Genomic DNA, 12,431 nt, shown 5'->3' on the forward strand with positions numbered 1-12,431 from the left:
TCTACTACCAGGTCGCCCCCTCCGTGGTGGCAGCCATGTCCGCCCTGCTCGACCTGCGCGCCTGACCCGTCCCGCACCGGCTGGTACGGCCGGGCGGCCGGCAGCCCGTGAGGTACGCCTTGGATCCCTCACGCAGCCCGGCGTGACCGGGCCGGGACCCGCTTCGACGCCGCGCCCCGCGCGGGTCCTGGTGAAGCCGCCGGTCTCCGCCCTGGCGCGGCGCGCCCCCGGCCGCCTCAAGGCCTGACGGCCCCCAGCGATGACCGAGGGCCGGGGCCCGGCCGACCCGCGCTCACGGGGCGCAGGCCTCGGCGATCGACAGGCTGTTCTCGTACAGGTGGTGCCGGGTGATCCGGCCGTCCTCGACGGTGAGGTGCAGCGCGAACGGGCCCTCGAAGGACTTTCCCGTCGCACGTACGGTGCCCGACACCTGCCCCATCAGGACGGCGTCGGCGCCGTCGACGAGGAAGGTGTCGACCGAGGCGCGCGCGTCCTCGGGCACGGTGTGCTCCATCAGCTCCGTGAACTGGGCGGCGCATTCTGCGGCGGTGGACCGCGGGCGGATCCAAGGGACGGCGGGGTTCTCGGCGAGCACCCAGTCGACCTTCTCGGCGAAGAGCGAGACGAGCCGCACGGTGTCCCCGGCCAGCCGCGCGGCAAGGAACTCCCCCACCACGGCCCGGGTGGCGTCGGCGACGGAACTGGCGGTGGTGGCGGCACTCGCCGTTGCGGCAGTGGACGTGACGGACATGGCGCTCTCCTCGCGGCTGCGGCCGGATCCCGGCAGGGGTTCCCGCCGATGTGCTCGATCCTGCCCGGGGAAGGGAGAGCGGTCGATTACGCCGGGGGTAATGAGCGTCCCCGCCGGAGAACCCGGCCTCGGCGCAGGCTAGGAGGCGCGTGGCTTCCGCCGTTCGGTGGCCTTCTTCGCAGTGGCCTTCTTGGTGGTCTTGGCCGTGGTCCCGGCGGTGGTCTTCTTGGCCGCGGTCTTCTTCGCGGGCGACTTCTTGGCCGCATTCTTGGCCGCCGCCTTCTTCTTCGGCTCGGGCATCTCGTGCACCGTGGCGTGCTCGCCCTCGCCACGGGACTCACGTGCCCGGGTGACGGAGGCGGTGAGAGCGGCCATCAGGTCGACGACCTGGCCGCCCGGCTCCGCCGCCTCCGCGGCGGGGGCGGGCTGCTTGCCTTCTGCCTTGGCGGCGATGAGCTCCTCGAGGGCCTCGCGATAGTGGTCGGTGTAGTGGGAGATGTCCTCCTCCCCCATCGCGTCCATGAGCGCGATGGCCCCGTCGACCTCCGAATCGTCGATCTCCACGGCCGGCGGCGCCAGCGACTCCGGAGACCTGATCTCGTCCGGCCAGTGCATCGAATGCAGGACCAGGGCCTCGTCCTTGACCCGCAACAGTCCGAGGCGCTCGCGGCCGCGGAGCGCGAACTTGGCCACCGCGACCTTCGAAGACCGCTGCAGTGCCTGCCGCAGCAGCTTGTACGGCTTGGCCGCGACCTGACCGTCGCCCTCCAGGTAGTACGAGTCGCCGATCCGTACCGGGTCGATCGACCCCGCCGGCACGAACGCCACGATCTCGATCGCCTTCGCCGTCGGCAGCGGAATCTCCGCCAGGTCCTCGTCCGTCACGGCGACCAGCTGGTCCTTCGAGACCTCGTAGCCCTTCACGATCTCGTTGTCGGACAGCTGCTTCCCGTCCAGCTCGCAGACCTTGCGGTAGCGCACCCGGCCCATGTCCTCCAGGTGGACCTGCCGGAAGGAGATGTTGTGGTTCTCCGTGGCGGGCACGACCTTGATCGGGATCGTGACCAGCCCGAAGCTGATGGCGCCGGACCAGATGGGACGGGGCATGAACAACCTCCAGTAAGGCCCCGAGCACGCTCACGCAGGCCTCGGATTTCGTGGCACAGTCTCAGCCGCGATGGCACATCAGGCACTTATGCCGCCATTGTGAGACTCCCCGTTCGGGGCTGCCACCTCTTCGGGTGCCGGCGGTTCCGGCCCGGCCCTCCGAAGGACGAGCGCTGACACCTTTGCTGTACAGGGGGCCTGTGGGCCGTGAGGGTGCCGGATGGACGCCGCGGAGCCCACCCCGATTCCGCCGCACCCGGCACACGTGGCGCCGGGTCACTTCGCGGTCGCGGCGGCGATGAGGCCCTGGAGCTGCTCGGTGGTGCGCTCGAGGGGCTGGGTGCTGCGCCGGGCGCGGCACAGGGCGACCGTGCCCTCGACGGCCGCGATCACGAGCGTGGCGAGCTGCGCGGCCTGCTCGGCCTCGGCACCATGCGCCGCTGCCGTCCGGCCTCGACCCGGTCACGATGGCCTCGGCCGGCGACAACGTCTTCGTCCGCGACACCGGCCCGCCGGTCGCGGACGTGCCAAGGGGCTGACGGGCCCGGACCGTCCGCCTTACGATCATGCTCATGTCGATCACTCCGTCCTCCCTCCCCGTCCTCCAGGGCCGCGGCGGCGCCGTCCTCACCGCCGACCGGGACGCGCTCGTCCTGGACCGCCCGCGGGAGCAGGTCACCTTCGTTCCGGCAGCCGTCGCGCGGGTACGCGCCGAGGGCAGGACGGTGACGATCGAACTGCGGGCCCCTCGCGGGACCGCCCCGACCGTCTACCAGGTGGAGGACGTGAGCGAGGCAGCCGCCGCCGTCTTCGCCGACGGAGTGAACGCGATGCTCCCGGACCGGGAGGACGACGAGACGGACGGCACCGCCCTGACCGTCGTCCGCGCCCTCACTCCCACCTGGCACCAGAGGTTCGTGCGCCGGCTTCTGTGGGGCCTGCTCGGATTCTTCGTGGCGCTCGTCGCCTTCACCGTGGTCGCCGGTCTGGCAGGCACCGCGGCGTCGGTCATCTTCATGCTCCCGATCGGCGGTATCACCTGGGTGTGCCTCGGGGTCGGCGTGTACACCGTGCGTCGGTGGCTGCGCGAGCGGTGGCTGCGCCGGCACGGCATCACCGTGACCGCCACGGCGGCGGCGACGCCGGGCGCGTACGTGTACATGGACGGCACCGGCACGTACCGGGGCTTCGTGCACGGCGACGACGGCCCGTACGTCACCGTCAGCTACGACCCGCGCGATCCTGCGGACGTGCTGGTCCCGCAGGCCCCGCACCTGCGTCTCCTGAACACGGTGCTCGGCTCGTTCCTGCTCCTCTGCTCGCTCGGCGGCGTGGCCCTGCTGGTCCTGGTGGTGGTGGACGCGCTCACCGGCGGCGAGCTCAGCCGCGGCGCGGACGGCGTCTAACCGTTTCGTGAAGCCGTGCGGGCCAGGTCCGGTGCCGCGCACCGAACCTGGCCCTTGACGGACGTCAGTCGAGGGGCGTCAGCGCGCCCGTGCGCGCCAGTTGCGCGTACCAGCGCGAGCTCGCCTTGGGGATGCGCCTGCCCGTCGGGTAGTCGACGTAGACCGTGCCGAAGCGCTTGCTGTAGCCGTAGCCCCACTCGAAGTTGTCCAGCAGCGACCAGAGGAAGTAGCCGCGAACGTCCACGCCCGCCTCCATCGCCCGGTGCACCGCCGTGAGGTGACCGTGCAGATAGGCGATCCGGTCCGGGTCGCGGACCTCGCCGCTCGGGTCGACGTAGTCGTCGAAGGCCGCGCCGTTCTCGGTGATCACGAGGGGCATGCCCGGCAGGTCCGCGCCCAGGCGCAGCAGGAGGTCGTGCATGCCGGTCGGGTCGACCGCCCAGCCCATGGCGGTGGTGCTGCCGGGCGGGAGGTGGAAGGCCACGTTGTCGGCGCCGATCCAGGGGCTGTGGTTGCTTCTGCCGTGGCCGTCGGAGCCGTGGCTCGTCCCGTCGGCCGCGGCGGACACCAGTGTCGGCGTGTAGTAGTTGACGCCGAGGAAGTCGAGCCGCTGCTTGATGTCGGCGGTGTCGCCGTCGCGTACGAAGGACCAGTCCGTCAGGTGGGACGTGTCCTCCAGCAGGTCGGCGGGGTAGGCCCCTTCGAACATCGGCCCGGTGAAGACCCGGTTGGCGAGGGCGTCGATGCGGCGCGCCGCGGCGACGTCGGGCGCCTGCCCGGTGAGCGGGCGCACATGGTGGATGTTGAGGGTGACGGACACCTGGGCGCTGCCGGGCAGCGCGGCGCGCAGCGCCTGAACCGCCTTGCCGTGCGCCAGGTTGAGGTGGTGCGCGGCCCGCAGGGCTGCGACCGGCTCGGTGCGGCCGGGTGCGTGCACACCGGAGCCGTAGCCGAGGAAGGCGCTGCACCAGGGCTCGTTGAGGGTGGTCCAGGTGCGGACCCGGTCGCCGAGCGCGTCGGCGGCGAGTGCGGCGTACTCCGCGAACCGGTCGGTGGTGGCCCGCTCGGGCCAGCCGCCGGCGTCCTCGAGCTCCTGCGGCAGGTCCCAGTGGTAGAGCGTGGCGACCGGCTGGATGCCCTTGTCCAGCAGTTCGTCGGTGAGCCGGCGGTAGAAGTCCAGTCCCTTCTGCACCGCCGGGCCGCGGCCGGTCGGCTGCACCCGCGGCCAGGCGATCGAGAACCGGTACGCGCCGACGCCGAGGTCGGCCATGATCGCGACGTCCTCACGCCAGCGGTGGTAGTGGTCGGTGGCGATGTCGCCGGTGTCGCCGTTGCGGACCTTGCCCGGGGTACGGGCGTAGGTGTCCCAGATGGAAGGGGTGCGGCCGTCCAGCGCGGCCGCTCCCTCGATCTGGTACGCGGCGGTCGCCGTGCCCCACAGGAAGTCCTGCGGGAAGGTGCGGGTGGCGGGCGCCTGGTCGGCGGGGGCGACGTGCCGGGTTGCGGTGGTCACGTGGGTCCTTCCGGTGACGGGAGAGAAAGGGAGAAAGGAAGAGGGGGCGTCCGGCCCACGGCGCTCAGCCCTTGACGGCGCCCTGCATGATGCCGCCGACGATCTGGCGGCCGAAGACGACGAACATCGCCAGGAGCGGCAGCGTGCCCAGCAGGGCGCCGGCCATGATCAGTGACTGGTCGCGGATGTATCCGGCGCTGAGCTGGGTGAGCGCGACGGGCACCGTCGGGTTGCTCATGTCCAGGGCGATGAACGGCCAGAAGAAGTCGTTCCACGCGTGCACGAACGTGATCATGAACAGCACGGACATCGCGGGCCTGGCGATCGGCAGCACGATGCTCCAGAAGATGCGGAGCGAGTGCGCGCCGTCCACCCGGCCGGCCTCGACGAGTTCGTCGGGCAGGGCCTCGGCGAGGTACTGCCGCATGAAGAACACGCCCACGGCGCTGACCAGGGTGGGGAAGATGACGGCGGGCAGCTTCTGCCCCCAGCCCAGGTCGCTCATCATCATGAACAGCGGTACGACGCTGAGTTGGGGCGGCACCATCATCGTGCCGATGACCAGCATCAGCAGCACGTTGCGCGCCTTGAACCGCAGCTTGGCGAAGGCGAAACCGGCGAGCGTGGCGAAGAGCACCGTCGCCATCGCGATGCAGCCTGCGACGATCAGGCTGTTGATCATCGCCTTGCCCATGGCGGCCTCGTCCCAGGCCCTGGCCAGGTTCTCGAACAGGTTCGGCCCGGGCAGCAGCGGCGGCGGGGTCTGGGTCACCCGTGTGTTGTCCGTCGAGGCCGCCACCATCGTCCAGTACAGGGGGAAGAGCGAGGTGAGCGCCGCGATCGCGAGGAGCACGTAGGCGAGCGGGCCGGCGTGGTGCTGACGGCCGGCCCGCATCCGCATCCGCATCATCGGACGGCGGCGGGCCCTGCCGGGTGTTTCCTGCACGGCGGCGGGCCCGTGCTCGGCCCGGACCGGGAGGCTGTCGGTGGTCATGATGCGGTGCTCCTGGTCGGTCCGGACCTGCGGGACGCGGCGCGCCTGACGACGCGCTGGACGACGAAGACGAGGACCAGCAGGAGGAACATCACCCATGCCACGGTCGCGGCCCGGCCCATCTGGTAGTTCTTCCAGCCCTCCTCGTACAGCAGCAGTCCGAGGGTCTGGTACTGGTTGTCGGCGCCGCCGGTGATGCCGTTCGGCCCCTGCCCGAAGATGAGGGGTTCGCCGAACAGCTGTGTCGCGCCGATCGTCGAGAGCACGATGGTGAAGACGATGGTGGAGCGGATTCCGGGGACGGTGACGGTGAGGAACTGCTGCCAACGGGAGGCGCCGTCGATGGCGGCCGCTTCGTAGCGCTCCCGCGGGACGGCCTGCATGGCGGCGAGGTAGAGCAGTGCGTTGTAGCCGGTCCACCGCCAGATCACGATCGTGGAGATGGCGATCTGGGCGGCCCACTTGTTGTTCTCGAAGTCGACGTTGTCGAAGCCGACCAGGCCCAGCATCCAGTTGATCATGCCGAAGTCGCGCTCGAAGAGCATGGTGAACACGAGCGCGGCCGCACCGACCGAGGTGGCGTACGGGGTGAGGGCGGCCACCCGGAAGAAGGTCGAGCCGCGCATTCGGTAGTTGAGCAGGTGGGCGAGGCCGAGCGCCATCAGCAGCTGCGGCACGGTGGAGATCACGCCGAGGGTGATGGTGTTGCCGACCGCGTTCCAGAAGCGTTCGTCCTCCCACAGCGCGACGTAGTTGTCGAAGGCGACCCACTCCATGACGTTCATGGTGGCGAGCTCGACCCGGTGCAGGGAGATCCACGAGGTGTAGACGAGCGGATAGAAGCTGAAGGCCGCGAAGATGATGAAGAACGGGGCGACGAAGGCGTAGGGCGCGCCGCGCACGTCCAGGCGGTGGAGCAGGGCGCGCCGGCGCGGAGGCGCGCCGGCATCGTGCGGGCCGGGCGCCGGAGACTTGCCGACGGGTCCGCCGGCCGGCGCGACGGGGGTGGAAGCGGCCACGGGGACAACCTTCCTGTGAGGCCTGGTACGGAGGGCTCGACCCCGGTGACCGCCTGCCCCCGGGCGGGGCGGCGCGGTCACCGGGCGGACGGGGGCGGGCTCAGCCGGTGGCCTTCTTGATCCGCTCGTCGGTGGTCTTCCAGGCCTCTTCCGGGCTCTTGTTCTGGGACTCGATCAGCGTCAGACCCTGCGAGAAGATGTCCTTGATCGTGCCGTCCTTGCGTCCGAGGACCTGCTCGTCCGGGATCTCCTGGGCCGCTGCGCCGAAGATCTCGCCGATGGGCGCCCCGCCGAAGTACTCCTGCTCGGCGCCGGTCACGGCCGGCGACGTCAGCGCCTTCTGCGAGGACGGGAAGTTCCCGAGCTTCTGGAAGACGAACTCCTGCTGCTCGGGCGCGGTGAGCCAGGCGACCAGCTTCTTCGCCTCTTCCTTGACCGGGCTCTTCTCCATCACGCCGAGGAAGGAGCCACCCCAGTTGGCGCCCTTGGGTGCCTTGGCGACGTCCCACTTGCCCTTGTTCTTCGGCCCGGCCTTCTCCGTGATGTGGCCGAGCATCCACGCGGGGCAGACGGTGGTGGCGAAGGTGCTGTTGGCCAGGCCGGGGTCCCATCCCGGCTGGAACTGACGCAGTTTGGCGGTCAGTCCGCCGGTCGCGGCCTGCGAGGCGAGGTCCCAGGCAGCGGTGACGGTGGGGCTGTCCTGGTAGATCAGCTCTCCGTCCTTGTTGTAGAACTGCTCGGAGTTGCCGTAGATCATCGCGTTGAACAGGCCGCTGGCACTGTCCATGAAGGCGACGCCGTCACCCTTGAAACCGGCCTTGAAGTCCTTGCCGGCCTGGACGAACTTCGACCAGTCGCCCGCCCACAGCTTTGCGACCTCGTTCCGGTCCGTAGGCAGTCCGGCCTGCTCGAACAGGTCCTTGCGGTAGCAGACGGCCATCGGGCCGATGTCCGTGCCGAGTCCGATGAGCTTCTTGTCCGGGGTGGTGACCTGGCTGAGCTTCCAGGGCAGATAGTGGTCGATGCCGGGTACGCCGGAGAGGTCGACGAACTTGTCGGCCTGGGTGTCCACGAGCTCCTTGGCCCGGCCGATCTCTATGCCCTGGATGTCCTTCAGTCCGCTGCCGGCCGCCAGGTGCGTCTGCAGGGCCGTGTAGTAGGTCTGCTCGTCACCGGCCACCTCGGCCTTGATCGTGACGTTCGGGTTCTCCTTCATGTAGCGGTCCAGCAGACCGGTCTCCTTGTACCCCATGACGCCGAAGAGGCCCATGGTGATGGTGACCTTGCCGTCCTTGACGCCGCCGCCGGTACCGGAGTCGCCGCCGCTGCTGCAGCCGACGATCAGGCCGAGGGCAGCGAGCACGGAGACGGTCCCCGTAATTCTTGTACGCAACAGCTTCTGATTCCTGATCATGATGTCCTCCCCAGCGACGGTGCCGATGCACCGGAATGCGAACTCGTAAGCCCGCTGAACGGCCCGATTCATCGATGGGCACGTTCCCACGTTACGATGGGAACGTGCCCACCAAGGTGCACGAAGACTGACGGCCCCGTTGCGTGCCTGTCAAGAACTTGAAACCAGATCGTCTTCCGAGGCACATCTCGGAGGCGAACCGGCATGATCGCCGGGCACAGCGCGGACTTCTGGCAAAATGCGCTGCCTGGCGGCGTGTCACGCCGATCGACGAGGGAGGAGCCATGGGGGGCAGCCGGCGGCCGACCATCAAGACCGTGGCCGCGCGGGCGGGTGTGGGCCGCACGACGGTTTCGCGCGTCATCAACGGTTCGGAGCTCGTCAGCGACGAGGCACGGGACGCGGTCCTGGCGGCGATCGCGGAGCTGGGTTACGTCCCGAACTCCGTCGCCCGGGGCCTGGTCACCAGCAGGACCGACGCGATCGCCCTGGTGATCCCTGAGTCGGAGAGCCGGCTGGGCTCGGAGCCGTACTTCTCCGCGGTCATCCGGGGGGTGAGCACGGGCCTGGCCGACACCAGGACCCAGCTCCAGCTGGTTCTCGTCCGGGACAAGGGCGAACAGGACCAGCTCACCGACTCGGTCGCCGCGCGCCGGGTGGACGGCGTGCTGCTGGTCTCCGTGCACGAGAAGGACCCCCTGCCGGGGCTCCTCGAGGACATGGGGCTGCCGACCGTGCTGGCCGGCCGCCGCTCCCCCGCCGAGTCGCTGAGCCACGCCCACTCCGACAACGTGGGCGGCGCCGGCGCCGCCGTGCGGCACCTGGTGGAACGGGGCCGGCGGACCATCACTACGATCACCGGCCCGCTCGACATGGACGTCGGCCGGAGCCGTCTGCGCGGCTGGCGCGACGCCTTGGACGCGGCGGGCCGGGACTCCGGCGAACACCTCGTCGCCGCCGCCGACTTCACCGAGGAGGGCGGCAGGCAGGCCATGCGTTCGCTTCTTGAACGTATCCCGGAACTCGACGCCGTCTTCGTCGCGTCGGACGTGATGGCCGCCGGCGCGATGAGCGAGCTGCGCGCGCAGGGCCGGCGCATCCCCGAGGACGTGGCGGTGATCGGCTTCGACGACTCCTTCATCGCCCGGCACACCGACCCTCCGCTGACGACCGTGCGCCAGCCCATCGAGGAGATCGGACGCACCATCGCCCGCATCCTGCTGGCCGAGATCACCGACCCGGGCGCCCCGCGCCGGCACGTGGTCCTGCCCACGGAACTCGTCGTGCGCGACTCCACGTGACGTCCGCGGGCGGCGGACCTCATGAGGTCCCCGCAGCCGCCGGAATACCGGGCAGGTAGAACGAGCAGTACGGAACCTGGCGGCGGTGCGGCCCACCGCAGTGGATCGGAAGGTCGGCCTCGTGGGGGGCGGGCACAGGCCCTGCGAGAGACGCAGGTACCCGGCGGGGATCTTCAGCAGCCGAGTAGGGTTCGGCCGCATGGACGATCACGCCCTGGAGCTGCTGCGCACCCGTCCGGAGCTCGCCGAACTCGCCGCGTTCCCGTTCAACTTCGACATCGGCCGTGCCGATCACGTGGAGGACGTCCGGCTGGCGTCCGGCGCCCCGCTGGAAGCGGTCGCCGGGGACGACACCGGCGGCACGTACTTCGTCTGCGGCGACGGCGCGGTGCTGTACGCGTCCTCGGAAGGCGACGCCGTACTGATCGCCGACAGTGTCACCGAGGCACTGGAGACGGTCATCAGGCTGCCCCGGTGGTGCGAGGGCGTCCGCCCGGGCCTCGACGAGGAGCAGCTGCTCGCCGCGGTGCGCGAGGGGGACGAGGAGGCGCGCGAACAGTTCGCCCCCGAACTGGACGCCCAGCGGGCGGCATTGCTGAGCGGGCTGGGCCTGCCCGAGCGTCCCCTCGTCGAGCTGGCCGCCAGGGCGGAGGCCGCCGCGGGGCGCACAGAGCCGGACCATGTCCTGCTCAATGCCGAGGAGTTGACGGCATACCGCCTGCCCGGAAACTCTCCGCGCCGCTCGCTGTGCGACGTCGTGCTGGCGCCGGGGCGGGAGGCCCTGGAAAGGATGCGGTCCGGCGTGCCCGGCTCCTGGGACGAGGCGGGCGGCGACGCGGTGCTGCGGGCCGGGGTGATCCGGGCCGCGCAGTACGACCGCCGGGCGGAGGATCTGCCGTTGCTGCGCTTCCTGCTGGAACGCGAGAACACCGAACGGACCGAATGGTTCGAGGAACGCAGCCTTGCCGCCGTGCTGGTGGGCCTGTACGGCCGCGCGGAGGATGTGCCGCTGCTGCGGGAGGCGACCGGCGGCCTGGTGACGGACGCCGCCGGCGTCTTGGACGAGGCCCGGAAGGAAGACGCGGAGCACCACGGCCGGGACCCCTCGACGCAGAGCGAGTTCACGTGGGTCGAGCTGGCCCGCCGGCAGGGCCGCACGGAGCACGCCCGGGTCGCGCTGATCCGCATGCTGGACGACACGGGCCCGGACGCGGCGCGGCTCAAGGAGTTGAGCCGCGCGCTGGAACGGCTCGGCGACCACGCGCAGGCCGCCCGAGCGCAGTTCGACCTGCTGTCGCTGCGGGACACGGGGTGGGACCTGGCTGCGGAAGCCTACGTCCTGGCCCGGCTGGAACTGCGCAAGGGCGATCTGACGGCGGCGCGACGGGCGTTGGAGCGTGCGCGGGCGGCGGTGGGACTCGACGGCGCCGTGCCGGACGAAACGGTGTCCGAGTGGCACCGCCGGGGCCTCGGCCGGATGATCACGGAGCAGCATCTGGAGCTGGTGCTCGCGGCCGTGGAGGCCGGCGAGGCGGAGCTCGCGCGGGAGACGATGGGGCACGGGAAGGTCCTGCTGACCACGATCGCCAAGCAGTTCCGCTCGTCGCTGGGTGATCTGCCGGCGCGGGCGACGTGGGCCGTCGCACGGCTCGGCCGGGGGCCGTCGTAGCTCGCGCCCGGCTCAGTCCGACGTGCGTCGCAGGACGAGCCCCGGCGGTCGCGGTGGACGCGGGGATGCGCGGCCAAGGCGCGCGGCAGCCATTCGCCGCTGCCGAAGCCCAGGTTCAGCACGCGTTCGGCGCCGGGTCGGATGCCGTGCCGGAGCAGCAGGCGCCGTAAAAGCTTCTCCCGGCTCACCCATGCCGAGCGCCCCGTGGCGTCCCCGCTGGGAGGACGCCTCGGTACGTCCACCGGCGCGGCTCGGCAGGGCCGGTGGACGCCCGCACCTGCTTTTCCGGGCGCGCGGGCGGGCCGGGCGCCGGTGTCCGGCCGGACGCAGGACGCCCGTCACACGTCGGACCTGGTCCCGAGCCGGCCGCCCTCCCCCGGCCCGCCGTCCGGCCGTTCCCGACGCGAGTCCCGTTCGCTGGCGACCGGCGGGCCGTGCCCACCAACAGCGCCCCCGCCCGAACCGGTGTCCCCGTACGAACCGGTGTCCGCATCCGTGCGGGTGCCCGCCCCACCCGTGCCGGTGGCCGGTGGACCGGTGACGACTACCTGCGCGGGCCGCAGGAGATGGTCTCCGACCCGGTAACCGGGCCGCAGCACGCTGCTGCAGACCGGCCGCTCCTGCTGTTCCGACTCCGTGTAGTCGAGCGCCTCATGAGCCGTCGGATCGAACGGCTCCCCCACCTCTCCGACGGACTGCAGGCCGAGCGCGGCCAGTCGGTCCGCGAGGAGGTCGGCGACGGACGTGAACCCCTTCGAGTCCTCGCCGTGTTCGCGCGCCCGGACGACGACGTCCAGGACCGGCAGGAGAGCGCCGAGCACGTTGGACACGGCGATCTCCTGCACCGCCCTGCGGTCACGTCGCACGCGCTTGCGGTAGTTGTCGTACTCGGCCTTCGTCCGTTGCAGGTCGGCGGTCCGCTCGGACAGCTGTGACCGCAGCTTCGCGATCTCCGACGCTTCGTCGCCGCCATGCGCGTCGGCCGCCGGCGCCCGCTCCGGTGGCCGGTCCTGAACCCGCCCCTGCCCGTGGCCCGCAGCATGGCCGTGCTCCGGCTCCGGCTCCGGGCGCGGCCCCCGTGCCTGGTCCGGGCTCGCCCCCGCATCCGCACCGGGGTTCCGCGGCGCCGCGGCGCCGGTGTCCTCCGCCGAGGTCGCGGGCCCGGGGGCCTCGGTGGTCCCCCGCAGCTCGAGGGTGACCGGATCGATGCGGCGCCGGTCGCGGATGATCACGGGTGGACGCTGTTCCTTCCTGTGA

At 71.2% G+C, this 12,431-nt stretch carries 10 protein-coding genes and 1 pseudogene; 3 read left to right on the forward strand and 8 right to left on the reverse strand.

The window, feature by feature from the left end; genetic code table 11:
* Positions 1 to 292: 292 nt before the first annotated feature.
* From ACTMTU_RS34875 to ACTMTU_RS34885, 3 genes and pseudogenes are all read right to left on the reverse strand, one after another.
* Entirely contained in the window at positions 293 to 751 is a 459-nt protein-coding gene (locus tag ACTMTU_RS34875) for a nuclear transport factor 2 family protein (RefSeq protein ID WP_441267442.1), read from the reverse strand.
* Between the two features lie 138 nt (positions 752 to 889).
* Entirely contained in the window at positions 890 to 1,858 is a 969-nt protein-coding gene (ku, locus tag ACTMTU_RS34880; RefSeq protein WP_441267443.1) for a non-homologous end joining protein Ku, read from the reverse strand.
* Positions 1,859 to 2,134: 276 nt separating this feature from the next.
* Positions 2,135 to 2,284: pseudogene (locus tag ACTMTU_RS34885) on the reverse strand (LmrA/YxaF family transcription factor); the annotation flags it as partial.
* A 146-nt stretch (positions 2,285 to 2,430) separates the two neighbouring features.
* On the opposite strand from ACTMTU_RS34885, the gene ACTMTU_RS34890 reads away from it, so the two are divergent.
* Positions 2,431 to 3,264, forward strand: coding sequence for a hypothetical protein (locus tag ACTMTU_RS34890; protein ID WP_441267444.1), 834 nt, complete (start codon positions 2,431 to 2,433; stop codon positions 3,262 to 3,264).
* 64 nt (positions 3,265 to 3,328) lie between these two features.
* Here the strand turns inward: ACTMTU_RS34890 and ACTMTU_RS34895 are convergent, their stop codons facing one another.
* The 4 genes from ACTMTU_RS34895 to ACTMTU_RS34910 form a co-directional block, all read right to left on the reverse strand.
* Positions 3,329 to 4,777 carry a GH1 family beta-glucosidase gene (locus tag ACTMTU_RS34895; protein WP_441267445.1) on the reverse strand — a complete coding sequence of 483 codons (1,449 nt, stop codon included), beginning with the start codon at positions 4,775 to 4,777 and terminating at the stop codon, positions 3,329 to 3,331.
* A 64-nt stretch (positions 4,778 to 4,841) separates the two neighbouring features.
* Positions 4,842 to 5,771, reverse strand: coding sequence for a carbohydrate ABC transporter permease (locus ACTMTU_RS34900; protein WP_441267446.1), 930 nt, complete (start codon positions 5,769 to 5,771; stop codon positions 4,842 to 4,844).
* The gene (locus ACTMTU_RS34905; RefSeq protein WP_441267447.1) at positions 5,768 to 6,790 is read right to left on the reverse strand and encodes a carbohydrate ABC transporter permease; all 1,023 of its coding nucleotides are present in this window, start codon (positions 6,788 to 6,790) and stop codon (positions 5,768 to 5,770) included. Before ACTMTU_RS34905 ends, ACTMTU_RS34900 begins: the two co-directional genes overlap by 4 nt.
* Positions 6,791 to 6,890: 100 nt before the next feature.
* Positions 6,891 to 8,204 (reverse strand): ABC transporter substrate-binding protein, encoded by a 1,314-nt coding sequence (locus tag ACTMTU_RS34910; RefSeq protein ID WP_441267448.1) that lies wholly within the window; start codon positions 8,202 to 8,204, stop codon positions 6,891 to 6,893.
* Between the two features lie 284 nt (positions 8,205 to 8,488).
* Here ACTMTU_RS34910 and ACTMTU_RS34915 point away from each other — a divergent pair, with 284 nt between their 5' ends.
* Positions 8,489 to 9,505, forward strand: a complete 1,017-nt coding sequence (locus ACTMTU_RS34915; RefSeq protein ID WP_441267449.1) for a LacI family DNA-binding transcriptional regulator — start codon at positions 8,489 to 8,491, stop codon at positions 9,503 to 9,505.
* A 199-nt stretch (positions 9,506 to 9,704) separates the two neighbouring features.
* Positions 9,705 to 11,174, forward strand: a complete 1,470-nt coding sequence (locus ACTMTU_RS34920) for a hypothetical protein (protein WP_441267450.1) — start codon at positions 9,705 to 9,707, stop codon at positions 11,172 to 11,174.
* A gap of 338 nt (positions 11,175 to 11,512) precedes the next feature.
* Here the strand turns inward: ACTMTU_RS34920 and grpE are convergent, their stop codons facing one another.
* Entirely contained in the window at positions 11,513 to 12,406 is an 894-nt protein-coding gene (grpE, locus tag ACTMTU_RS34925; RefSeq protein WP_441267451.1) for a nucleotide exchange factor GrpE, read from the reverse strand.
* Positions 12,407 to 12,431: the final 25 nt, after the last annotated feature.

The organism is Streptomyces sp. OZ13, from assembly GCF_052068155.1.
Classification (GTDB): Bacteria; Actinomycetota; Actinomycetes; order Streptomycetales; family Streptomycetaceae; genus Streptomyces.